This is a genomic window from Methylobacterium sp. J-048, from assembly GCF_022829515.1.
Classification (GTDB): Bacteria; Pseudomonadota; Alphaproteobacteria; order Rhizobiales; family Beijerinckiaceae; genus Methylobacterium.
The window spans coordinates 18,327-42,561 of the sequence record NZ_JAKSYL010000093.1; the positions used below are offsets into that span (position 1 = coordinate 18,327).

20 protein-coding genes are annotated in these 24,235 nt (G+C 68.4%); 16 read left to right on the top strand and 4 right to left on the bottom strand.

What is annotated here, in order from left to right; translation table 11 throughout:
- Positions 1–5 precede the first annotated feature (5 nt).
- The 10 genes from nuoI to MKL09_RS06985 all read left to right on the top strand — a co-directional run bounded on the left by nuoI (position 6) and on the right by MKL09_RS06985 (position 10,376).
- Complete coding sequence (gene nuoI / locus MKL09_RS06940) at positions 6–494, top strand: NADH-quinone oxidoreductase subunit NuoI (RefSeq protein ID WP_007560744.1); 489 nt, start codon at positions 6–8, stop codon at positions 492–494.
- Positions 495–715: 221 nt separating this feature from the next.
- Positions 716–1,336 (top strand): NADH-quinone oxidoreductase subunit J, encoded by a 621-nt coding sequence (locus MKL09_RS06945; RefSeq protein ID WP_244019121.1) that lies wholly within the window; start codon positions 716–718, stop codon positions 1,334–1,336.
- 34 nt (positions 1,337–1,370) lie between these two features.
- Positions 1,371–1,676, top strand: a complete 306-nt coding sequence (nuoK, locus tag MKL09_RS06950; RefSeq protein ID WP_058192287.1) for an NADH-quinone oxidoreductase subunit NuoK — start codon at positions 1,371–1,373, stop codon at positions 1,674–1,676.
- Between the two features lie 83 nt (positions 1,677–1,759).
- Positions 1,760–3,889 (top strand): NADH-quinone oxidoreductase subunit L, encoded by a 2,130-nt coding sequence (nuoL, locus tag MKL09_RS06955; protein ID WP_244019123.1) that lies wholly within the window; start codon positions 1,760–1,762, stop codon positions 3,887–3,889.
- A gap of 1 nt (position 3,890) precedes the next feature.
- Positions 3,891–5,411, top strand: a complete 1,521-nt coding sequence (locus MKL09_RS06960; protein ID WP_244019125.1) for an NADH-quinone oxidoreductase subunit M — start codon at positions 3,891–3,893, stop codon at positions 5,409–5,411.
- Positions 5,412–5,421: 10 nt separating this feature from the next.
- On the top strand, positions 5,422–6,867 hold the full coding sequence (nuoN, locus tag MKL09_RS06965; protein ID WP_244019127.1) for an NADH-quinone oxidoreductase subunit NuoN: 1,446 nt from the start codon (positions 5,422–5,424) through the stop codon (positions 6,865–6,867).
- 61 nt (positions 6,868–6,928) lie between these two features.
- Positions 6,929–7,732, top strand: a complete 804-nt coding sequence (locus MKL09_RS06970) for a biotin--[acetyl-CoA-carboxylase] ligase (protein WP_244019128.1) — start codon at positions 6,929–6,931, stop codon at positions 7,730–7,732.
- 16 nt (positions 7,733–7,748) lie between these two features.
- A complete protein-coding gene (locus MKL09_RS06975) occupies positions 7,749–9,422 on the top strand; it encodes a ribonuclease J (RefSeq protein WP_244019129.1) in 1,674 nt (557 codons plus the stop codon).
- A gap of 217 nt (positions 9,423–9,639) precedes the next feature.
- Positions 9,640–10,044, top strand: a complete 405-nt coding sequence (gene mce / locus MKL09_RS06980) for a methylmalonyl-CoA epimerase (protein ID WP_244019130.1) — start codon at positions 9,640–9,642, stop codon at positions 10,042–10,044.
- Positions 10,041–10,376: a DUF1467 family protein gene (locus MKL09_RS06985; protein WP_244019131.1), complete on the top strand. Its 336-nt coding sequence runs from the start codon at positions 10,041–10,043 to the stop codon at positions 10,374–10,376. Before mce ends, MKL09_RS06985 begins: the two co-directional genes overlap by 4 nt.
- A gap of 31 nt (positions 10,377–10,407) precedes the next feature.
- Here MKL09_RS06985 and MKL09_RS06990 read toward each other — a convergent pair whose 3' ends face one another.
- Complete coding sequence (locus MKL09_RS06990; protein ID WP_007560724.1) at positions 10,408–10,605, bottom strand: hypothetical protein; 198 nt, start codon at positions 10,603–10,605, stop codon at positions 10,408–10,410.
- A 687-nt stretch (positions 10,606–11,292) separates the two neighbouring features.
- On the opposite strand from MKL09_RS06990, the gene proS reads away from it, so the two are divergent.
- The 3 genes from proS (at position 11,293) to MKL09_RS07005 (ending at position 14,900) form a co-directional block, all read left to right on the top strand.
- Positions 11,293–12,618: a proline--tRNA ligase gene (proS, locus tag MKL09_RS06995; RefSeq protein ID WP_244019132.1), complete on the top strand. Its 1,326-nt coding sequence runs from the start codon at positions 11,293–11,295 to the stop codon at positions 12,616–12,618.
- A 232-nt stretch (positions 12,619–12,850) separates the two neighbouring features.
- Positions 12,851–14,149 carry a lipoprotein-releasing ABC transporter permease subunit gene (locus tag MKL09_RS07000; protein ID WP_244019133.1) on the top strand — a complete coding sequence of 433 codons (1,299 nt, stop codon included), beginning with the start codon at positions 12,851–12,853 and terminating at the stop codon, positions 14,147–14,149.
- 13 nt (positions 14,150–14,162) lie between these two features.
- Complete coding sequence (locus MKL09_RS07005; RefSeq protein WP_244019134.1) at positions 14,163–14,900, top strand: ABC transporter ATP-binding protein; 738 nt, start codon at positions 14,163–14,165, stop codon at positions 14,898–14,900.
- A gap of 22 nt (positions 14,901–14,922) precedes the next feature.
- Here MKL09_RS07005 and MKL09_RS07010 read toward each other — a convergent pair whose 3' ends face one another.
- Positions 14,923–15,951, bottom strand: a complete 1,029-nt coding sequence (locus MKL09_RS07010) for an HWE histidine kinase domain-containing protein (protein ID WP_244019135.1) — start codon at positions 15,949–15,951, stop codon at positions 14,923–14,925.
- A 175-nt stretch (positions 15,952–16,126) separates the two neighbouring features.
- Complete coding sequence (locus tag MKL09_RS07015; RefSeq protein WP_244019144.1) at positions 16,127–17,428, bottom strand: glycosyltransferase; 1,302 nt, start codon at positions 17,426–17,428, stop codon at positions 16,127–16,129.
- 531 nt (positions 17,429–17,959) lie between these two features.
- Here MKL09_RS07015 and dnaE point away from each other — a divergent pair.
- A complete protein-coding gene (gene dnaE / locus MKL09_RS07020; RefSeq protein ID WP_244019137.1) occupies positions 17,960–21,478 on the top strand; it encodes a DNA polymerase III subunit alpha in 3,519 nt (1,172 codons plus the stop codon).
- A 210-nt stretch (positions 21,479–21,688) separates the two neighbouring features.
- Here the strand turns inward: dnaE and MKL09_RS07025 are convergent, their stop codons facing one another.
- Positions 21,689–22,363: a L,D-transpeptidase gene (locus MKL09_RS07025; RefSeq protein WP_244019139.1), complete on the bottom strand. Its 675-nt coding sequence runs from the start codon at positions 22,361–22,363 to the stop codon at positions 21,689–21,691.
- Between the two features lie 101 nt (positions 22,364–22,464).
- Here MKL09_RS07025 and MKL09_RS07030 point away from each other — a divergent pair, with 101 nt between their 5' ends.
- Positions 22,465–23,376 (top strand): LysR family transcriptional regulator, encoded by a 912-nt coding sequence (locus MKL09_RS07030; RefSeq protein ID WP_244019140.1) that lies wholly within the window; start codon positions 22,465–22,467, stop codon positions 23,374–23,376.
- Between the two features lie 202 nt (positions 23,377–23,578).
- The coding region (locus MKL09_RS07035; RefSeq protein WP_244019142.1) for a manganese catalase family protein at positions 23,579–24,235 on the top strand (657 nt) is incomplete at its 3' end.

The following is a 24,235-nucleotide window of genomic DNA, read 5'->3' on the forward strand; positions in this document are numbered from 1 at the left end:
GGGCCATGAAGCTCGATCAGGTCGCAAAGAGCCTGCTACTGAAGGAATTCGTGTCGGGGATGATCCTCGGCATGCGCTACTTCTTCAAGCCGAAGGCGACGATCAACTATCCCTTCGAGATGGGCCATCGCGGCCCGCGCTTCCGCGGAGAGCATGCCCTGCGCCGCTATCCCAACGGCGAGGAGCGCTGCATCGCCTGCAAGCTCTGCGAGGCGATCTGCCCGGCCCAGGCGATCACCATCGAGGCGGGACCGCGCCGCAACGACGGCACCCGCCGCACCACCCGCTACGACATCGACATGGTGAAGTGCATCTATTGCGGCATGTGCCAGGAGGCCTGCCCGGTGGACGCCATCGTGGAGGGGCCGAACTTCGAATTCTCGGTCGAGACCCGCGAGGAGCTGCTCTACGACAAGCAGAAGCTCCTCTTGAACGGCGACCGCTGGGAGCGCGAGATCGCGCGCAACATCGCGATGGATGCGCCGTATCGCTAGGGCATCGTCCCGAAAGGTGGTTGCCGGCTTTCGGAAAAAGACGATGCCAAGCAAGGGGATAGCGCATCATCCCGGTTCCGTTGCCCGGGGTGATGCGCTAGAGGGATGCCGGGGGCGCTGTTGTGCCCCCGCCGACCGGGTTCTATAGACGGGCCGCCCGCTGCGGCCCGTTTCCACGCAAGGCAGAAGGGGCCGCTCCGGCGGCCGATCCCGACGAGCGCATGACCGCAGCAGCCGCCTTCTTCTACCTGTTCGCGAGCGTCACGGTCGCGTCGGGCTTCATGGTGATCGCCTCGCGCAATCCCGTCGCCTCGGTGCTGTTCCTGATTCTCGCCTTCGTGAACGCCGCCGGGCTGTTCGTCCTGATGGGCGCCGAGTTCCTGGCGATGATCCTGGTCGTCGTCTACGTCGGCGCGGTCGCGGTCCTGTTCCTGTTCGTGGTGATGATGCTCGACGTGGACTTCGCCGAGCTGCGCCAGGGCTTCCAGCAATACCTGCCGGTCGGCGGCCTGATCGGGGCGATCTTCCTGGTGGAGCTGCTCCTGGTGGTCGGCTCCTGGACCACCGATCCGAACCTGGTTCAGGCGCCGCTCAGCAACGTCGCGGCGGCGGAGAACCTCACCAACGCCCAGGCGCTCGGCCGGGTGCTCTACACGGATTACGTCTACTTCTTCCAGCTTGCCGGCCTGATCCTGCTGGTCGCGATGATCGGCGCCATCGTGCTGACCCTGCGCGACCGCCCCGGCGTCAAGCGCCAGAACATCTCGGTCCAGAACGCCCGCACCCAGAGCATGGCGGTGGAGACCCGCAAGGTGCCGTCCCGCCAGGGCGTCGAGGTCTGATGCGAGGTCTGATGCCCGCCGGAGGTTTCGAACGATGATCGGCCTGAGCCACTACCTCACCGTCGCGGCGATCCTGTTCACGCTCGGCGTGCTCGGGATCTTCATCAACCGCAAGAACGTCATCGTCATCCTGATGTCGATCGAGCTGATCCTGCTCGCGGTCAACATCAACCTGGTCGCCTTCTCGACGCAGCTGAACGACATCACCGGACAGGTCTTCGCCCTGTTCGTGCTGACCGTCGCGGCCGCCGAATCGGCGATCGGCCTCGCCATCCTCGTGGTCTTCTTCCGCAACCGCGGCACCATCGCGGTCGAGGACGTGAGCATGATGAAGGGCTAGGGCGCCCTTTATCGCCCGCCCCGAGTGACAATCCGGACGCTGCCGCCCCGCGGTCGGCCCGGAGGACGGACTGCAAGAGAGCGATGTATCACGCGATCGTCTTCTTCCCGCTGATCGGCTTCCTGATCGCCGGCCTGTTCGGCCGGTACATCGGGGCCCGGGCCTGCGAGTACATCACCACGGCGTTCCTGGCCTTCACGGCCCTGATCGCCTGGGGCGTGTTCCTCGACGGCGGTCACGCCGAGCGGGTGCAGGTCGCGTCCTGGTTCTCGGCCGGCGACCTCCAGGTCGACTGGGCCTTCAAGGTCGACGCGCTGACCCGGGTGATGCTCGTGGTCGTCACCACGGTCTCGACCCTCGTCCACCTCTACTCGGTCGGCTACATGCACGAGGATCCGCACCGGCCGCGGTTCTTCGCCTACCTGTCGCTGTTCACCTTCGCCATGCTGATGCTGGTGACGGCCGACAACCTCGTGCAGATGTTCTTCGGCTGGGAGGGCGTCGGCCTCGCCTCCTACCTGCTGATCGGCTTCTGGTACGAGAAGCCCTCGGCCAACGCCGCCGCCATGAAGGCGTTCATCGTCAACCGGGTCGGCGATTTCGGCTTCTCGCTGGGCATCTTCCTGGTCTTCGTGCTGACCGGCTCGGTGGCGTTCGACGCGATCTTCGCCAAGGTCGACACGATCAAGACCCTGAGCTTCCACCTGCTCGGCTACGACTGGAACGCCCTGACCCTGGCCTGCCTGCTGCTGTTCATGGGCGCCATGGGCAAGTCGGCGCAGTTCCTGCTGCACACCTGGCTTCCGGACGCGATGGAGGGCCCGACCCCGGTCTCGGCGCTGATCCACGCCGCCACCATGGTCACCGCCGGCGTGTTCATGGTCGCCCGGCTGTCGCCGCTGTTCGAGGAGGCGCCGAACGCGCTGATCGTCGTCACGGTGATCGGCGGCATCACAGCGTTCTTCGCCGCCACGATCGGGCTGGTGCAGAACGACATCAAGCGGGTGATCGCCTATTCGACCTGCTCGCAGCTCGGCTACATGTTCGTGGCGCTCGGCGTCGGCGCCTACTCGGCCGGCGTGTTCCACCTGTTCACCCACGCCTTCTTCAAGGCGCTGCTGTTCCTCGGGGCCGGCTCGGTCATCCACGCGATGCACCACGAGCAGGACATGCGGAACATGGGCGGCCTGCGCTCCCACATCCCGTTCACCTGCGCCATGATGGCGATCGGCTCCCTCGCGCTGATCGGCTTCCCGTACACGGCGGGCTACTACTCCAAGGACGCGATCATCGAGGCCGCCTACGCTTCGACCCGGCCCGGGCACACGCTAGCCTTCCTGTGCACCGTCGTGGCCGCGTTCTTCACCTCGTTCTACTCGTGGCGCCTGTTCTTCATGACCTTCGAGGGTCCGGCCCGCTGGGGTGTCCACGCGGCCCATGACCACCACGCCGCCCCGGCGGTGGCCCATGCCGGAACCGCCCACGCCGCCCTAGCCCACGAGGCCGACGGCGCACCCGGCCATACCGAGGGCGCGGCCCACGACGATCACGGCCACGACGCCGAGCCGGCCCACAAGAGCGACCTCGTCGCCGACGATCATCACGGGGACGATCACGGCCACCACGGCGACCACACGCCCCACGAGAGCCCGCTGGTGATGACGATCCCGCTGGCGATCCTCGCCTTCGGGGCGCTGTTCGCCGGGATCATCTTCCACGATCGCTTCATCGGGTCCGGCATGGACGCATTCTGGGGCCATGCCCTGGCGCACGGCCCCGAGAACCACATCATGCACGAGATCCACGAGGTCCCGGCGCTGGTGTCCTATTCGCCGCTGATCATGCTGATCCTCGGCTTCATCCTGGCGTTCTGGATGTATATCCGCCGGCCCGAACTGCCGGGGGCGCTCGCCGCGCAGCAGCCGTCGCTGTACCGGTTCCTGCTCAACAAGTGGTACTTCGACGAGCTCTACGACCGGATCTTCGTGCGTCCGGCCAAGGATTTCGGCCTGTTCCTCTGGAAGCAGGGCGACGGCAAGATCATCGACGGGCTCGGCCCCAACGGCATCGCGGCGCGCGTCGTCGACGTGACCCGCGGCGTGGTCCGCCTGCAGACCGGCTACGTCTACCACTACGCCTTCGTCATGCTCATCGGCGTGGCCGGCCTGATCAGCTGGTACCTGATGGCCGGCCTGCCCAAGGGTGCTCACTGACATGCTCGGCCTCGGCATCCTCTCCGGCCTGCTGATCGTCCCGCTCTGCGGCGCGGCCTTCATCCTCACCCTCAAGGGCGACGACGAGTCGGTCGCGCGCAACAGCCGCTGGGCCGCGCTCGCCACCACCATCGTCACCTTCGCGCTGTCCCTGGTGGCCTGGGGCCGCTACGACGCCGCGTCGGCGAGCTTCCAGCTGGTCGAGAGCCATCCGTGGCTCGCCGAGACGATCCGGTTCAAGCTCGGTGTCGACGGCTTCTCGATGCCGCTGATCCTGCTCACCACGTTCCTGATGCCGTTCTGCATCGGCGCGTCGTGGACCTCGATCCATGTCCGCGTGAAGGAATATTTCGTCGCGTTCCTGGTCCTCGAGACGACGATGATCGGGGTGTTCGAGTCGCTGGACCTGCTGCTGTTCTACCTGTTCTTCGAGGCCGGCCTGATCCCGATGTTCCTGATCATCGGGATCTGGGGCGGTGCGCGTCGGATCTACGCCAGCTTCAAGTTCTTCCTCTACACCCTGCTCGGCTCGGTGCTGATGCTGCTCGCCGTGATGGCGATGTACTGGCAGGCCGGCACCACCGACATCCCGACCCTGCTGCAGTACCGCTTCCCGGTGCACATGCAGACCTGGCTGTGGCTGGCCTTCTTCGCCTCCTTCGCGGTGAAGATGCCGATGTGGCCGGTCCATACCTGGCTGCCCGACGCCCACGTCGAGGCCCCCACCGCAGGCTCGGTGGTCCTGGCCGGCATCCTGCTGAAGATGGGCGGCTACGGCTTCATCCGGATCTCCCTGCCGATGCTGCCGGTGGCGAGCCAGGATTTCGCCCCCCTGGTCTTCGCCCTCTCGGTGATCGCGATCATCTTCACCTCGCTCACCGCGATGATGCAGACCGACATCAAGAAGCTGATCGCCTATTCGTCGGTGGCCCATATGGGCTTCGTGACGCTCGGCCTGTTCACCCTGAACGAGCAGGGCATCCAGGGCGCGCTGTTCCTGATGATCTCGCACGGCATCGTGGCCGGTGCGCTGTTCCTCTGCGTCGGCGTGGTCTACGACCGGATGCACACCCGCGAGATCGCCGCCTATGGCGGGCTGGTGAAGCGGATGCCGCTCTACGCGGTGGCCATGATGGTGTTCACCATGGCCAATGTCGGCCTGCCCGGCACCTCCGGCTTCGTCGGCGAGTTCCTGTCGATGCTCGGCGCCTTCAAGGCGAACCCGAACGTCGCGTTCTTCTCGACTTTCGGCATCATCCTGTCGGCGGCCTACGCCCTGTGGCTCTACGCAAGGGTGATCTACGGCAAGCTCGAGAAGCCCAACCTCCAGGGCATCCTCGACCTCGACACCCGCGAGAAGATCATCCTGGCGCCGCTGGTGGTGCTGACGATCTATTACGGCGTGCACCCGGCCCCGGTGCTCGACGTCTTCGCGCCCTCCACCGAGGCGCTGATGGCCGGCATGAAGGCCGCGCTGGCCAACACCCAGACCGCAGCCGCCGCGCTGCCGCTCCCACGCTGAGACGGAACAGATGCCCACCGTCCACTCCGTCCTGCCCTCGCTGGCCCCGCTCCTGCCCGAGCTGATCCTCGGCGTCGGGGTGATGCTGATGATCCTCTACGGCGCCTGGCGCGGCGACCGCTCCGCCGAGTCTGTCAGCATCGGCGCCCTGGTTCTGCTGCTGCTGGCCCTGTTCGTCGTCCTGTCGCAGCCGACCGCCGGCCGGGTGACCACCCTGTCGGGTGCCTTCGTGTCGGATGCTTTCTCCAAGGTGATGAAATCGCTGGTGCTGCTCGGCTCGGCCTCGACGATCCTGCTGGCGCACGACTTCTTCAAGCGCGAGCGGATCGACCGGTTCGAGTTCCCGGTGCTGATCGTGCTCTGCACCATCGGCATGATGGTGATGGTCTCGGCCAACGACCTGATCGCCCTCTATCTCGGCCTGGAGCTGCAATCGCTGGCCGCCTACGTGATCGCGGCGTTCCACCGGGACGACGCCAAGTCCACCGAGGCCGGCCTCAAGTACTTCGTGCTCGGTGCGCTGTCCTCCGGGATGCTGCTCTACGGCGCCTCGCTGGTCTACGGCTTCACCGGCACGGTCTCGTTCCCGGGCATCGTCTCGGCGCTCAACGAGAATGCCGGGCTGGGCATCGTCCTGGGGATCGTGTTCCTGTCCGCCGGCGTCTGCTTCAAGATGGCGGCGGTGCCGTTCCACATGTGGACGCCCGACGTCTACGAGGGCTCGCCGACCCCGGTGACCGCGTTCTTCGCCACCGCGCCCAAGATGGCCGCCGTCGCCATGACGGTGCGGGTGTTCATCGGCGCCATGCCGGACGTGACCGCGATCTGGCAGCAGATCTTCATCTTCGTCGCCGTGGCCTCGATGGCGCTCGGCTCGTTCGCGGCCATCGGCCAGCGCTCGATCAAGCGCCTGATGGCCTACTCGTCGATCGCCAATATCGGCTACGCGCTGATCGGCCTCGCCTGCGGCTCCGAGGAGGGGATCAGCGGGCTCGTCACCTACATGATCATCTACCTGGCGATGACGCTCGGCACCTTCGCGATCATCCTGTCGCTCCGGCGCCGGGAGGTGATGTTCGAGTCGATCGAGGACCTGTCGGGCCTGTCGCGCACCCATCCCTGGCTGGCCTTCTGCCTCGCCGCGATGATGTTCTCGCTGGCCGGCATCCCGCCGCTCGCCGGGTTCTTCGCCAAATTCTACGTGTTCGCCGCCGCCATCAAGGCGGGCCTCGTGACGCTCGCGGTGATCGGCGTGGTGACCAGCGTGGTCGGCGCCTACTACTACCTGCGCCTGGTCAAGATCATGTATTTCGACGAGCCGAAGGAGCCCTACGAGGCCATGGCCCCGGGCCTGCGCGTGGTGCTTGCCCTGTCGAGCGTCGTGGTGGTGCTGTTCTTCCTGCTCCCCGGACCGCTGGTCGGCGTCGCCGGCCGGGCGGCCCGGTCGCTGTTCTAGATCCGGCGCGGCGGTCTCCGGCACCCGTGACAGGCATGCGGCCCAACCAGAAACCAGCGTCTTGAGCTACCGTCTCGGGTCCGAGGCGCGCGCCCAGGGCCACCGCCTGCACGTTCACGACACGCTGGGCTCGACCAACACCGAGGCCATGGTCCAGGCACGGGCGGGGGAGACCGGCCCGCTCTGGGTGGTCACGCACCGGCAGGAGGCGGGCCGGGGCCGGCGGGGCAACACCTGGGCGTCGCTGCCGGGCAATCTGGCCGCGAGCGTCCTCTGGCCGGTGGCCGGCGTGGCACCGGATCACCTCGCCGAACTCGGCTTCGTCGCCGGGCTCGCCCTGATCGAGGCGCTGGAGGCGGCCTGCGGCACCCTGCCGGATACCCGAACCGGGGGTTGCGCCCGATCTCTGAAGCTGAAATGGCCCAACGACGTGCTGCTCGGCGACGGCAAGCTGGCCGGTCTGCTCCTCGAGGCTGAGACGCTGCCGGGCGGCCGCAGGGCCGCGGTGATCGGCTTCGGCGTCAACGTCGCGGCGGCCCCGGACGGCCTTGGCGCGACGAGCTTGGCCGCGACGGGTTACGTCGGCGGCGCCGAAGCGCTACTGGAACATCTCTCGGACCGGATGGCCGTGCGGGCACGCGCCTGGGACCGGGGACGGAATTTCGCTGACCTGCGCGAGGATTGGCTCGCGCGGGCCGCGGGTCTTGGGTCGGAGATCGCGGTGCGCAGCGGCGGACACATCCTGCGGGGCGTGTTCGAGACCATCGACGAGGGGGGGCGGCTCGTGATCCTCGCCCCCGACGGAAAACGGCATACCGTGACGGCGGGCGAGGTGCATTTCGGAACGGCCGCGACGGCGGCATGATGTTGGACGACGACAGATGGTGATGGGACAGGAGGAGCTGGTCTTCCTGCCGCTCGGCGGCGTGGGCGAGATCGGGATGAATGCGGCCCTCTACGGGTTCGGTCCGGAGAAGGGCCGCAAGTGGATCATGGTCGATTGCGGCATGGGCTTCGCCGGTGAGGAGCAGATGCCGGGGATCGACCTGATGTTCCCCGATCTCTCCTTCATCGAGGAGAAGCGGAAGGACCTGCTGGGGATCTTCATCACCCACGCGCACGAGGACCATATCGGGGCGATCTCGGAGCTGTGGCCGCGCCTCAAGGTGCCGGTCTACGCGACCCGCTTCGCCAAGAACCTGCTGGAGACCCGCCGCCTCTCCGAGCCCGGCGCCCCGAAGGTCGACCTGCGCGAGGTCAAGCCCGGCCGCCGGGTGACCGTCGGCCCGTTCGAGCTCGAATACGTGCCGGTCTCGCACTCGATCCCCGAGTCGAACGCCATCGCGATCCGCACCGCCGCGGGCCTCGTGGTCCATACCGGCGACTGGAAGATCGACCCGACCCCGGTGGCCGGCGAGGTGACCTCGCCCGAGGCGTTCACGGCGCTCGGCGACGAGGGCATCCTGGCGCTCGTCTGCGACTCGACCAACGTGGTGCGCGAGGGCTTCTCTCCGAGCGAGCGGGAGGTCGCCGCCACCCTCAAGACGCTGATCGCGGATTCGCCCCACCGGGTCGCGGTCACCACCTTCGCGTCGAACGTCGCCCGCATCCGCGCGGTGGCCGAGGCGGCCGTGGCCTGCGGCCGTGAGGTCGTTGCGGTCGGCCGGGCCATGGACCGGGTGATCGATGTCGCCCGCGAATGCGGCTACCTCGACGGCCTGCCCGAGTTCCGCCGCTCGGATTCCTGGAAGAACCTGCCGCGCGAGCGGGTCGTGGCCCTGCTCACCGGCTCGCAGGGCGAGCCGCGGGCGGCGCTGGCCCGGGTCTCCCGCCGGGACCATCCGGACATCAGCCTGGCCGCCGGCGACCGGGTGATCTTCTCCTCGCGGGCGATTCCCGGCAACGAGCGCGATGTCGGCTCGATCATCAACGACCTGATCGAGCAGGGCGTCGAGGTGATCACCGACCGGACCGAGCTGGTCCACGTCTCCGGCCACCCCCGTCGGGACGAGATGGTCGAGATGTACAGGTGGACCCGGCCGGGCACCTCCATCCCGGTCCACGGCGAGGCGCTGCACCTCGACGAGCATGCCCGTTTCGCCCGGGCCCAGGGCGTCCAGAACGTGGTCAAGGCCCGCAACGGCAGCCTCGTCCGCCTCAGCCCCGGCAAGCCCGAGGTGATCGACCACGTGAAGGCCGGCCGCCTGTTCAAGGACGGCAACGTCCTGATCGACGAGAAGGACCGGGCGATCCCCGAGCGCCGCAAGCTCATGCAGGCCGGCCTGGTCTCGGTGGCCATCGCCATCGACGAGGACGGCGTCGTGCTGGGTGATCCGGCCGTCGACATCATCGGCCTGCCCAACCGCGGCCGCTCCGGCGAGCCGCTGATCGAGACGGTGGTCGATGCGGTCTCGCGCACCCTGGCGGGGTTGTCGCGGGGCAAGCTCAAGGACTCGGAGGGCGTCGAGAAGGCGGTCGACCGGGCCGTGCGCACCGCCGCCAACGAGGTCTGGGGCAAGAAGCCCGCCTGCCATGTGCAGGTGGTGGAAGTCTGAAGTCTCATCCCGAAAGGCGGTTTTCGGCTTTCGGGAAACGATGACGCGCAACCAAAGACCGAGCGCATCGTCCGGGCTCTGATATCCAGACCGACGCGCTAGGATAGAACAACGAGACGACGGAGCACGGCAGGTCCCACCCAATTCCCTCATCCTGAGGTCGGCATGAGGGAGACGCGGGGCCTGCCGATCGGAGCGTCAACGGGAGGGACAGAAAATGATCGGGCGGCTCAATCACGTGGCCATCGCCGTGCAGGATCTCGACGCCGCCTGCGCGGTGTATCGCGACACGCTGGGCGCGACGATCTCCCCGCCGCTGCCGCAGCCCGAGCACGGCGTGACGGTGGTGTTCGTCGAATTGCCCAACAGCAAGATCGAGCTGATGGCGCCGCTCGGCGAGGGCTCGCCGATCGAGGCCTTCGTGGCCCGCAACCCCGGCGGGGGCGTCCACCACGTCTGCTACGAGGTCGACGACATCCTGGCCGCGCGCGACCGGCTGAAGGCGCAGGGCGCCCGGGTGCTCGGCACCGGCGAGCCGCGCATCGGCGCCCACGGCAAGCCGGTGCTGTTCCTGCACCCCAAGGACTTTCTCGGCACCCTGGTCGAGTTGGAGCAGGTGTGAGCCGGCTCCTGACCGCGCTGGCCCGTTCGACCCCGGCGACCCTGCTCGTTGTGGCGGTGCTGGTGGCGGCCTTCGTGACGGTGGCCGTCAGCCAGTTCAAGCTGACGATCGGCGGGGCGATCGCGCTCTACTTCGTCGTGTGGTGGACGCTGCTCTTCGCCGTCCTGCCCCTGCGCAACCAGCCCGAGACCCGGCCGAGCCACGTGGTGCCGGGCCAGGATCCCGGCGCCCCGGCCTCGCCGCGGCTGCGCGAGAAGGCGATCTGGACGACGCTGGTCGCCGGCGCCGCGTTTTTGATTGCGCTGGCCGTGTTCCCGCTGACCGGTCTGTAGGGCAGGGCCCCCTCCCGGAGACGGCCAGACGCTACAGCAGCGTCCCGGACGACGACCGCACCGTCAGCGACTTGCCGGCCCGGGATACCAGATGGGCGAAGGCGAGGGCGGCGGCAGAAGCCTGGGCGGCCGAGGGAAACGTCCGGTGCGACTCGGCGACCGTCTCGTCGGCCTCGTTGAGCAGGACCCAGGACCAGAGGTGCTCGGCCTGGCGGATCTGAAAGTGCATGGCGGGCTCACCCGGTAAGGTCCATGCCCCACCATGCGCCGCGAAAAGACGTTGCGGGTTAATCGCTTGCGCCGGCAAAGTCGAATAGTCGACAAAGCATCGACTTGTCCGCGCTTTCACCGCTCTCCACAGCATGCGGATTGCCGCAGGCAGGCAACCGGCTCTGATTGGGAAGGCCAGCGGCGCTGCCGATGGGCCTGAGGAGACCGTATTCAGCGCCCGGGGGGTCGGGCGAAGGATCGGGATCGCCGCGGCGAAGGATGCCGAACAACAAAAAAAGCAAGGCCTGAGGCCTTGCTTTTCAAGCTGCAGTGGCTCGACCTTTGATTGTCCTACGCATTGCCTGCGTGGCGGTCGGTTTTCCTCCCGAGACTCGGACCCTGCGTCACCTCTTGCGGGCGTCGCAAACATCACGACCCGCTTATAGGAACAACAATTCGTGTTGTCACCGGGTCTGCGAGAAAAATCTGCGCTTTCTTGCCGGCAAATGGGCAGATCGACTCCGATTGAGGCATGTCGCCTGGGCACCGGCCCCGCGCGCGGTCGGCGCCAGCGGCCCGGCGCGATTACGCCGCCCCGTGATCCGACAGTGCTTGTAATTTGCGCCCCCGGCGTGTTGTGTGCCCGCGCGCCATGGTTCCTCCCGGTCGGATCCAGGCCGAAACCCTAAAGACAAGCCTCCAAAACATGCGTCTCTCCCGCTACTTCATGCCGACCTTGCGCGAGACGCCCAAGGAAGCCGAGATCGTCTCGCACCGCCTGATGCTGCGCGCCGGCCTGGTGCGCCAGGAATCGGCCGGGATCTACGCCTGGCTGCCGCTGGGCCTGCGGGTGCTGGAGCGCGTCTGCGCGGTGATCCGGCGGGAGCAGGATCGCTCCGGCGCCATCGAGATCCTGATGCCGACCGTGCAATCGGCCGAGCTGTGGCGGGAATCCGGGCGCTACGACGCCTACGGCAAGGAGATGCTGCGCCTGAAGGACCGGCACGACCGCGAGATGCTCTACGGCCCGACCGCCGAGGAGATGGTCACCGAGATTTTTCGCGCGAGCGTGCGCTCCTACAAGGACCTGCCGAAGAACCTCTACCAGATCTCCTGGAAGTTCCGCGACGAGGTGCGGCCGCGCTTCGGCACGATGCGATCCCGCGAGTTCCTGATGAAGGACGCCTACTCGTTCGACTTCGACCAGGCCGGGGCGCGCCACGCCTATAACCGCATGTTCGTGGCGTACCTGCGCACCTTCGCGGGACTCGGCCTGCGGGCGATCCCGATGCGCGCCGATACCGGCCCGATCGGCGGCGACCTGTCCCACGAGTTCATCATCCTGGCCAAGACCGGCGAGAGCGAGGTGTTCTGCGACCGCGCTTATCTCGATTTCGAGACCCCGCCCGAGACCGTGGATTTCGACGACGTGGCGAGCCTTCAAGGCATCGTCGATTCCTGGACCTCGCACTACGCCGCTACCGACGAGATCCACGAGCCGGAGGCCTTCGCGGAGGTGCCGGAGGCGGACCGCCTGGCCGCCCGCGGCATCGAGGTCGGGCACATCTTCTATTTCGGCACCAAGTATTCCGAGCCGATGGGCGCCAAGGTCACCGGACCGGACGGGATCGAGCGTCCGGTCCATATGGGCTCCTACGGCATCGGCCCGAGCCGGCTGGTGGCGGCGATCATCGAGGCCAGCCACGACGAGGCCGGCATCATCTGGCCGGATTCGGTCGCGCCGTTCGACGTGGCTTTGATCAACCTCAAGGTCGGTGACGCCGGCACCGACGCCGCCTGCGCGCAGATCCAGTCCGATCTGGAGACCGCCGGCCTGTCGGTGCTCTACGACGACCGCGACGAGCGCCCGGGCGCGAAATTCGCTACCGCCGACCTGATCGGCCTGCCCTGGCAGGTGGTGGTCGGACCCAAGAGCCTGGCCGAGGGCAAGGTCGAGCTGAAGCGCCGCGCCGGAGGTGAGCGCGAGAGCCTCGCCATCGTCGATCTGCTGGCGCGCATCCGTCGCGTCTAGGCAGCGTCCGCCTTGGCAGGCCACGCGTCGCGGGCTCGGGGCGTCGAGGGAGCGCGGGTCTCGACGCACAACCGCGGGGCACGTCTGCGGAACCCGCCGAGGCTGCGCACCGCCGACGCGGATCGGCTCGACGCAGGATTGCACGAGGCAATTCTGCTTCAATCCTTGTTCATGCATCATTTTCGTCGCTGGAACGGCGACAACGCGGTGAATGGTGCTTAGGGCTAGTCCGATGACGGGAGCAGCGGCGATCGACCGGGTGAGGCGCTTCGCGGCCACCTTCCGCGAAGGAACGGCCCCGTTCGCGCCGTTCGAATGGATCATCGCCGGCCGCTACCTGCGGGCGCGCCGCCGGGGCGGCGGCGTATCGGTGGTCGCGTTCTTCTCGGTGCTCGGCATCGCGCTGGGCGTCGCCACCCTGATCATCGTGCTGTCGGTGATGAACGGGTTCCGGGCGGAGCTGCTGTCGAAGATCGTCGGCATCAACGGCCACCTGTTCGCCACGCCGATCGACCGGCCGTTCACCGATTGGGTCGATCTCTCGGAGCGCCTGTCGAAGGTGGCCGGCGTGCGCGCCGCGGTGCCGCTGGTGGAAGGCCAGGCCTTCGCCTCGTCGCAGTTCGGCGGCTCGGGCGTGATCGTGCGCGGCGTGCGCGCCGCCGATCTCGACGCGCTGGCCGCGGTCTCCAGCTCGATCCGGGGCGGCACCCTGGAAGGGTTCGACGACGGCACCGGCGTGCTGATCGGCCGGCGGCTCGCCGATACCCTCGGGTTGCAGGCCGGGGACAACATCACGCTGGTGACGCCCAAGGGCGCGTCCACGCCCTTCGGCACGGCGCCCCGGACCAAGAGCTACGCGGTCAAGGCGGTGTTCGAGGTCGGCATGACCGAGTTCGACCAGACCTTCGTGTTCATGCCGCTCACCGAGGCGCAGGCGTTCTTCAACCGGGAGAGCGACGTCAGCATGATCGAGATCTACGTCGACACGCCCGATCAGGTCGGCGAGATGCGCGAGCCCCTGGAGATGGCGGCCGAGCGCCCGGTGCTGCTCACCGACTGGCGCCAGCGCAACCGCACCTTCTTCGGGGCGCTCGAAGTCGAGCGCAACGTGATGTTCCTGATCCTCAGCCTGATCGTCGTGGTGGCGACGCTCAACATCGTCTCGGGCCTGATCCTGCTGGTCCGCGACAAGTCGAGCGACATCGCGATCCTGCGCACCATGGGGGCGACCCCCGGCACGATCATGCGGGTGTTCCTGATCAACGGCGCGCTGATCGGCCTGGTCGGGACCCTGAGCGGCCTCGGGCTCGGAATCCTGATCACCCTGAACATCAAGCCGATCCAGCACGTGCTGTTTCCCGGCGCCTGGGATCCGACCGTGCGCTTCCTGGCCGAGATCCCGGCCCAGATGAACCCGAAGGAGATCACCGCCGTCGTGATCACCGCGCTGCTGCTGTCGCTTGCGGCGACGCTCTATCCCTCCTGGCGCGCCGCCCGGCTCGATCCGGTGCAGGCCCTGCGCTACGGCTGATGGTCCGCACCTCATGAGCGATGCAAGCCGCGCCTCGAGCCGCGATTCAAGCCGCCCCGACGGCACCCCGCCGGTGCCGGCCCTGTTCTTCGCCCGCGTCGAGCGGCGTTATCGGCAGGCCGAAGGCGCCCTGGACATCCTGCGCGGGGCCGACCTCGCGATCTGGCCCGGAGAGCTGGTGGCGCTGGTCGCGCCGTCGGGCGCCGGCAAATCGACGCTGCTGCATCTCGCCGGCCTGCTGGAGCGGCCGGATGGCGGCGAGGTCTATATCGGCGGCCGGCCGACCGCCGCGATGGCGGATGCCGAGCGCACCCGCCTGCGCCGGGAGGAGATGGGCTTCATCTACCAGTTCCACCATCTGCTGCCGGAATTCTCCGCCCTGGAGAACGTGGTGATGCCGCAGCTCATCCGCGGCCTCGGCAGGGCCGAGGCGAAGGCCCGCGCCACCGAGCTGCTGAGCTTCCTCGGCCTCAAGGAGCGCCTGCCGCATCGCCCGGCCGAGCTGTCGGGCGGCGAGCAGCAGCGCGTCGCCATAGCCCGGGCGGTCGCCAACGGCCCGCGGCTGCTGCTGGCCGACGAGCCCACCGGCAATCTCGATCCGGGCACCGCCGGCCACGTCTTCTCGGTGCTGATGTCGCTGGTGCGGGCCTCGGGCCTCGCCGCCCTGGTCGCCACCCACAACCTGGAGCTCGCCGCCCGCATGGACCGCCGGGTGACGATCCGCGACGGGCTGATCACACCGCTCGATTGAGCGGAACGGCCTCGGGCCGCGCTCAATAGGGCGAGGAGAGCGGCAGGTTCACGGTGACGCGCAGGCCATCGGGATCATAGTCGATGTGAACCTCCGCATGGACCTGGGTGGACAGGACCCGCTTCAGCAGCCGGGATCCGAACCCTTCGCGGGTCGGAAGCGCGACCGGCGGCCCATCGTGCTCGTTCCAGATCCAGATCAGCCGCGGACCGGCCTCCGTCTCGGCCAAGGACCACGTGACCTCGACACGCCCGCCGAATTCCGCCAGCGCGCCGTGCTTGGCCGCGTTGGTGGTGAGCTCATGGACCGCCATGCCGACCGGGACGGCGAATTCCGAGGTCAGGACCACGTCCGGTCCCGCCAGGCGAATGCGGATCTGGCTCCCGTCGTCGTAGGGTTCGAGTTCGGCCCAGAGCAGGTCCCGGAACGGCACCGACTGGAACCGGTCTTCGGTCAGCAGCGTGTGCGTCTTGGCCAGGGATGCGATCCGTCCGCCGAACGCGCGCTGAAATTCCGGCATGGTCAGGCTCCCGCGCGCGGTCGAGCTCATGATGGCCTGGACCGTGGCGAGCGTGTTCTTCACGCGGTGATGCAGCTCGCGCACGAGGAGCTTCTGGTGTTCGAGCGCCTGCCTGCGCTCGGTCACCTCGCGCTGGGCCGAGACCCAATGTGCGATCGCCCCGTTCCCATCGAGAACGGGTGTGATCAGCCATTCGACCGCGTAGGTCGTCCCGTCCTTGCGGTAGTTCACGGCCTCGCCCTGGAACGGTTCCCCCGCCATGAGCGCCCGCTTCATGGCGGCGAGACTGGCCGGATCGGTCAGCGGCCCCTGCAGGAAGCGCGGCGAGCGCCCGATCACTTCGGCCTGCGAATACCCGGTCATGCGTGCGAAGGCCGGGTTGGCGTACTCGATGATCGGCCCAGGTTCGGACAGGTCGCTCGAGGTGACGAGGATGGCTTCGCCGGTGGCCTCGACCGCCGCCCTCAGGAAGGCCGCGTTGATGTCGGGGGCCGTGCCGATGTCGTCACCGGAATCTGGAGAGCCGTGCATGACAGTCTCCCGACGCTCGCCCGTCGGATCGGAGATGGCACACGAACTCGCGGCAAGCGTGTCAGACCGGAGCATGGGGCCGGGGGCAAGTCCACTGAGGGGGATAGCCGCGGGCCTCACCCCATCGTCCAAGGGGATACGCCGGGGCGCCGTCTCCCGATCGATCCCCGGCCCCTCAACGGCGGCCGGCTTCCGCGGCCCTCGGTCCGGATCCGCCCGCAGCGTCCGGGCGAGCCAGCGCCTCGATCCAGTCACACGCCTCCAGGAGCGCGTCGCCGCGTTCGGCGATACGCGCCTTGGCCTGCGCGCAGGCGCGCGAAACCGCCGGATCGGCCAGCAGCCGGGTGAGTATCCGGGCGGCCCGGGTCGGGCGGAAGGCGCGGCGGCTCACGGTGGTGCCCAGCGTCCGGTCCTTGAGGCGCTGCCCCTCGTCGAAATGGTCGAACGCCACCGGGACGACGAGCTGCGGGATGCCCGCCGCCAGGGCCTGTGCCACCGTGCCGACGCCGCCATGGTGGATCAGGGCGGCGCTGCGCGGCAGCAGCGCGCTCAAGGGGGCGTAGGGCAGATGGATGATCCCGGGCGGCAGCGGATTCGGAACCTGGCCGCCTTGCGGCGCGAGCAGGACGCCGCGCCGGCCCATCCGGCGGCAGACCGCCAAGGCCGTCTCGAAGAAGGCGGCGCCCTGCCGCATCGCCGAGCCGTAGGTGAAGACGAGCGGCGCCTCGCCGGCGGCCAGAAAAGCCTCCAGCTCCGGCGGCATCGCCGACACGTCGCCGAACCGGTCGACCAGCGGGAAGCCGAGCTGCACCGCCTGAGCCGGCCAGTCCGCCTGCGGCGCGGCGTACCAGTCCGGGAACATCAGCAGCATCCGGGTTGGGCTGTTCCACCAATGCCGCAGCCGGGCCACCGGATCGAGGCCCAGGCGCGCCCGCAGCGCGTTCAGGGGCGGCAGCGTGAACGTATCGACCGCCAGCTTGTCGGCCCCCCGGTTGACGGTGGCCCGTAGCGCTGCCGGCAGGAACCGCGGCATCGGCAGCCCGGGCAGCCGGGGCGGATCGGAGCGGCTCTCGATCAGGAACGGCATCACGTGCAGCGTGGCGGCCGGGATGTCGTAGAGTTCCTGCGCGAGGCGCACGCCCCAGGCCAGCGGCGAGGCGACCACGATCTGCGCGACCCCGCGCGCCCGGGTCGCCCCGAGCCACAGGCAGGTCGTCTCGGCGACCCGCAGGGCGAAATCGAACATCGGGCGGAAGCCCCAGCGCGGATGCCAGAGTTCGGGCTGGCCGATCACGGCCTCGTAATCGCCCACCGTGCCGAGGGGCTGGAAGGCGAGGCCGGCGCGGCGTGCCATCGGCTCGAACGGGGCCGGGGCAGCCAGCGTAACACCGTGACCGCGGGCCAGAAGCGCGTGGCCCAGGGCGATGAACGGCAACACGTCGCCGTGGGTCCCAATGGCTACGAGAGCGACCTCGATCCGCCCCCCAATGTCCTGCGCGGGAATAGCCTGCTCCTTTGACCCCAACGGTCAAATAATGAACGCCCCCCCGTAACGGGCGGGACATGCCAGCCCGCCTGATCTGTATCAAGCCACACTTTGTTTACCATGATTTGAAGCCGCAGGTCGCGTCGGGCTCAGGCCTCTTTCATCGGAACAAAACATGAACATAATAGGAGACGAACACGGGAGGCACGACGATGCTGAAGCGGTTGGTCCTGACCGGGATGGTCGAGTTCATGGCGTTCGGAATGCTGTTCGCGGCTGTCGGCGCCTGGGCGATAGCGTTGGCACCGGTTCGTTAGCCGGGCTTTGCGTTTCGGCGCCGGGTTCCCGCCTGAAACGGCTTATGCACAGGCGATCGGCGTCGCGGAGCCGATTGTCCACAACGGGCGGCCGAACTGGTGCGCCCGGAGCACGACCGGTGGATATCGTCGGGTTCGGCGCCGTCATACGTCGACTTGGCAAGGCCGAGCGGGGATGTTGGGCGACCCCGGATCAAGGTCGGCCATGCCACGCCAGCTCAAGGAGGTCGGATTCGTCCACCTCCACGTTCATTCGTCCTATTCCCTCCTGGAAGGCGCGCTGAAGGTCGGCTCCCTGGTCAAGGCCGCGGTCGCCGACCGGCAGCCGGCCCTGGCGCTCACCGACACCAACAACCTGTTCGGCGCGCTGGAGTTTTCCGAGAAGGCGGCCGGGGAGGGCGTCCAGCCGATCGCCGGCGTGCAGCTCTCGGTGGCGTTCGAGGCCGCCGACCCGCACCAGCGCAATGCCCCGACCAGCCATGGCGTCGTGCTGCTCGCCCAGGACGAGACCGGCTACGCCAACCTGCTGCGGCTGGCGAGCCGCGCCTATTTCGATACCGCGCTGGGCGAGGCGCCCCGGGTCGAGGCCGCCGCCCTGTCCGAGTGCGGAGCCGGACTGATCGGGCTCACCGGCGGCCTGTCCGGGCCCCTCGATGCCGCGTTCCGGGCCGGTCGGCCCGAGCTGGCCCTGAGCCGCCTGAAGCAGCTCAAGGCAGCCTTCGGCGAGGATCGGCTCTATATCGAGATCCAGCGCCACGGCTCGCCCGAGGAGGGGCGGGTCGAGACGGCGCTCCTCGACCTCGCCGGACGCCACGGCCTCGGCATCGCGGCGACCAACGAGCCGTTCTTCGCCAAGCCCGACGATTACGACGCCCATGACGCGCTACTCGCCATCGCGGACGGGCGGCTGGTCTCGGACGAGCGCCGGCGCCGGGTCACCCCGCGCCACGCATTCAAGACCCGGGCCGAGATGGCCGAGCTGTTCCACGACCTGCCAGACGCGCTCCAGGCCACGGTCGAGATCGCCATGCGCTGCGCCGTGCGGGCGCGGACCCGCAAGCCGATCCTGCCCAACTTCGGCTCGGTGGCGGCGGGCGAGACCCCGCCCATGGCGGAAGCGCTGGCGGAGGCGACCGACGCCCCCGTGCAGGCGGTGGCTGCCGACGAGCCGACCGAGCTGCGCCGGCAGGCCGAGGCCGGGCTGGAGCTGCGGCTGAAGCAGCACAGCACGGCGCCGGGTTTTTCGGAGGACGATTACCGCAAGCGCCTCGCCTTCGAGCTCGACGTGATCGTCTCGATGAAGTTCCCGGGCTACTTCCTGATCGTCTCGGACTTCATCAAGTGGGCCAAGGACCACGACATCCCGGTCGGCCCGGGCCGCGGCTCCGGCGCCGGCTCGCTGGTGGCGTGGTCGCTGCTGATTACCGATCTCGACCCGCTGCGCTTCGGCCTGCTGTTCGAGCGCTTCCTCAACCCCGAGCGCGTCTCGATGCCGGATTTCGACATCGACTTCTGCGTCGAGGGCCGTGAGCGGGTGATCCGCTACGTGCAGCAGCGCTACGGCGAGCGGCAAGTCGGGCAGATCATCACCTTCGGTACGCTGCTGGCCCGCGGCGTGCTGCGTGACGTCGGCCGCGTGCTGGAGATGCCCTACGGGCAGGTCGACAAGCTCACCAAGCTCGTGCCGCAGAACCCGGCCAACCCGGTGACGCTGGCTCAGGCGATCGAGGGCGAGCCCAAGCTCCAGCAGGCCATGGAGGAAGAGCCGATCGTCGCCCGGCTCATCGACATCGCCAAGAAGCTCGAAGGCCTGCACCGCCACGCCTCGACCCACGCCGCCGGCGTCGTGATCGGCGACCGGCCCCTCGAAGAGCTGGTGCCGCTCTACCGAGACCCGAAGACCGGGATGCGGGTCACCCAGTTCAACATGAAGTGGGTCGAGCAGGCCGGCCTGGTGAAGTTCGATTTCTTGGGACTCAAGACCCTGACGATGCTGCGGTGCTGCACCGACCTGCTGAAGCAGCGCGGCATCACGATCGACCTCGCATCTCTGCCTCTGGACGACCCGGAGACCTACAGGCCGATGGGCCGGGGCGAGACGGTCGGGGTGTTCCAGGTGGAATCCGCCGGCATGCGCAAGGCGCTCTGCGAGATGCAGGCCGACCGGTTCGAGGACATCATCGCGCTGGTCGCCCTCTACCGGCCGGGCCCGATGGCCAACATCCCGGTCTATTGCGAGCGCAAGCTCGGGCGCGACGCCGGCAACGAGGCGTCCTGGTACCCGGATCCGAAACTTGAGCCGATGCTGAAGGAGACCTTCGGGATCATCGTCTACCAGGAACAGGTGATGGAGATCGCCAAGGTCCTGGCCGGCTACTCGCTCGGCGAGGCCGACATGCTCCGGCGCGCGATGGGTAAAAAAATCCGCGCCGAGATGGACGCGCAGCGCGACAGGTTCCTCAAGGGCTGCGTCGAGCGCGGGCTGGCCAAGGCCAAGGCCAACGAGATCTTCGATCTGCTGGCCAAGTTCGCCGATTACGGCTTCAACAAGAGCCACGCAGCGGCCTACGCCCTGCTGACCTACCAGACCGGCTACCTGAAGGCGAACCACCCGGTCGAGTTCCTGGCGGCCGCCATGACGCTGGACATCGACAACACCGACAAGCTCGCCGAATTCCGCCAGGACGCGCAGCGCCTCAAGATCACGGTCGAGCCGCCCTCGATCAACACCTCCGGCGAGGTGTTCGAGGTGCGCGACGGCAAGATCTTCTACGCGCTGGCCGCCATCAAGGGCGTCGGCCGGGAGGCGGTGCGGGCGCTGGTCGAGGCAAGGGGCGACCGCCCGTTCAAGGACCTCGATTGCCTCGCCCGCCGGCTCAACCCGCGGATGATCAACAAGCGCACCCTGGAAAGCCTGGTCCAGGCCGGAGCGCTGGACTGCATCGAGCCCGACCGGGCCCGGGCCTTCGCGGCGGTCGAGCCGATGATGAAGCTCGCCGCCAGCGCCGCCGAGGCCGAATCCGCCGGCGTCACCGACATGTTCGGCGGCGTGGTCGCGGACGACGTGTCCCTGCGCATCCCGCCGCACGAGGTCTGGCCGATGGCCGACACCCTCAAGCGCGAATACGCGGCGATCGGGTTCTTCGTCTCGGGCCATCCGCTCGACGAGTACGGCGACCTCCTGGACAAGCTGCGGGTGCAGAGCTGGACCGATTTCTGCCGCTCGGTCCGGGCCGGGACCAGCAGCGTCGGCCGCGTCGCCGCCTCGGTGCTCGACCGGGCGGAGCGGCGCACCAAGACCGGCAACAAGATGGGCATCGTCACCCTCTCGGACCGGACCGCCCATTTCGAGGCGATCATCTTCTCCGAAGGGCTCGGCCAGTACCGCGACATCCTCGAACCGGGCCGGCCCCTCGTGCTCCAGCTCCAGGCAAACCTGGAGGGCGAGGACGTGCGCGCCCGGATCCTGACCGCGGAACCCCTCGACCACGCGGTCGCCCGCCACCAGAAGGGCATCCGCATCCATCTGAGCGACTCGCGCGGGGTCGCGCCGGTGCAGCAGCGGCTGTCGATGCGGGGGGAGAGCGAGGTTTCGCTGATCCTCAAGCTCGACGGCGGCGGCCGCGAGGTCGAGATCCGGCTGCCGGGCAAGTTCCAGGCCTCACCCCAGCTCGCCGGCCTGCTCCGGACCGTGCCGGGGGTGGTGCAGGTGGAGGTGAGCTGAAGACGGGGCAGGAGCCTGCTTGGCCGCCTGACCTCAATCGAACGCCCTTCGAAATCGACGGATATCCAATCGCTCCCCTCATCCTGAGGTGCGAGCGAAGTGAGCCTCGAAGGAGCCCTCCAGATCGCGCAGCTGGTCCTGGAGGGCTCCTTCGAGGCGTCCGCTGCGCGAACGCACCTCAGGATGAGGTCGAGAATGGGATAGCCAAGCTTAGCTCGCCGCCGACCCACCTGCCGCCAGCACCACCGCCCGAGTCCCCACCGGCACGCGGCCGTAGAGGTCGATGATGTCCTGGTTCAGGAAGCGCACGCAGCCCGAGGACACCATGGTGCCGATGGTCTGCGGCTCCGTGGTGCCGTGCAGCCGGTAGAGCGTGTCCCGGCCGTCCCGGTAGAGGTAGAGCGCCCGCGGCCCGAGCGGATTGCCGGCGCCGCCCGGTAGGCCGCCGGCGACCGGTCCGTAGCGCGCGGGCTCGCGCTTGATCATCGCGGGCGTCGGCGTCCAGCGCGGCCATTCGGCCTTGCGGGCGATGGTGGCGGGGCCCTGAAAGTTGAACGCCTCCTCCCGGCCGACGCCCACGCCGTAGCGGATCGCCCGCCCGTTCTCGCGCACGAGGTAGGCGAAGCGCGCACCCGGATCGACCACGATCGTGCCGGGCGGTTCGGCCGTGACGTAATCGACCTCCTGGCGCAGGAGCCGCGGATTGATTCCGGTGAGGTCCACCGCGGGCACGGGGAACGGCTCGCTGGGGAGGGCGGCGTACATCGCGACATAAGAGGGATCGACCGGCGGCCGCAGATCCGCCACCGGCGCCGTCTCGCGGGTGACGCAGCCGGCGAGCAGAAGGGGCGTGCCTGCGAGCAGGGTCCGGCGGGTCAGAGTCATGGGTGGGTGATCTCGCGAAAGGGTGCGGACCGAGAAAACCGCCACGCTGTCGCCCCGTCCAGCGGCTATGGGGTGATCGGCCCCATAACCGGATGGCATCCATGGACCTCGCCCTCGCCCTGCGCGCCTTCCTCCGCACCGTCGAGCGCAGCTCGTTGAGCGCGGCGGCACGGGATCTCGGCGTCTCGCAGCCGGCGGTGAGCAAGCACCTGCGCAACCTCGAGGCGCATGTCGGCGCCCGCCTGCTGGAGCGCTCCGCCCGGCTGGTGCGGCCGACGCCGCAGGGCCAGCGGCTCTACGCGGCGAGCCAGCCGGCACTCGCCGCCATCGACGCGGCGCTCGAAGATGCCCGGACCGAGGCCGGCTCCGTCGAGGGTCGCCTGCGCCTGCACGCGCCTTCCTGCATCGGCGTGAAGCACCTCCATCCGATCGTGACGGCGTTCCAGGCGGAGCACCCGCGGGTGACGGTCGATCTGGTGCTGGAAGACCGGGTGATCGACCTCGTGCACGAGGATTACGACCTCGCGCTCCGCTACGGCCGCCCGGAGGGGCAGGACCTCGTGGTCCGCCGGCTCGGATGGGTGCGGCGCATCCTGGTGGCCGCGCCCGCCTACCTGGCGCGGGCCGGTGGAATCGAGACCCCCGAGCAACTCGCCACCCGCGAACTCGTGGCGACCCGGGCGGCGGTCGATGCCCGCAGCGCCCTGGTCCTGCATCGGGGCCGCGAGACCGTGACCGTCCCGGTCCGGCCGGTGCTGCGCACCAACAACGCCGAGATCCTGGTCGCGACCCTGCTGGGGGGACGGGTGATGGGGCCGGTGCAGCACCTGCTGGTCGCCGACGACCTGACAGCGGGCCGGCTCGTGCGCGTGCTTCCGGATTACGAGGTGCGCTCGACGGAGGCCTATCTGGTCTACCCGTCGGTGCGCCACATGCGCCCGGCGGTCCGCGCCTTCACCGATTTCGCCGTGCCGCGGATCCGCGCCGTGGAGGGAATCCACGCGAACGCGTGACGTGAGCGCCGGTCGGGCTGGACCGGCCTGGGGATGCTTTGCCACGGAAGGGCTCGGCGCCCGCGAGATTTTTCTGTCTGACCCCGCTTCAGAACCAAAAAGTTCCCCGCCGGACCTCGGAAGAAGCACGGTCGCAGGCAGGAACATGTGGGTGCCTCACCCGTAGGTCCCATGCGCACCTCGCGCAAACGGAGCTACCCGCATGTTCATGAAGATCGACCGACTGCTGACGGAGCTGCCGGAGCCGAAAAAGCCCGAGCCCAACGCAGCCGCCGCCCTGCAGGAACTGCTCGGTGGCAAGTACGGTGAAATGTCGACCCTCGGGAACTACATGTTCCAGAGCTTCAATTTCCGCAACAAGACCAAGCTTCGGCCGTTCTACAGCCTCGTCTCGAGCATCTTCGCCGAAGAGATCGGCCACGTCGAGCTGGTCTCGACCGGCATCTCAATGCTGAACAACGGCCCGGGCAACCCGGCCAAGGACGTCGACATCTCCAAGGCGCCCTTCGCCGAGATGCAGGACGTGCGCCTCGCCGGCAGCTTCCTGTCGAATGGCGGCGGCGCGATGCCGATGAACTCCAACGCCGCGTCCTGGAACATGGACATGGTCACGACGACCGGCAATCTGATCATCGACCTGCTGCACAATTTCCACTTGGAGTGCGGCGCGCGCATCCACAAGCTGCGGGTCTACGAGACCATGATCGAGCCGACCGGGCGCGAAGTCTGCGCCTACCTGCTGGTGCGCGGCTCGCTGCACGCCCATGCCTACGCGCTGGCGCTCAAGAAGCTGACCGGCGTCGAGATCGAGAAGATGCTGCCGACCCCGAACATCGACCTGTCGCGGGTGCCGGAGTGT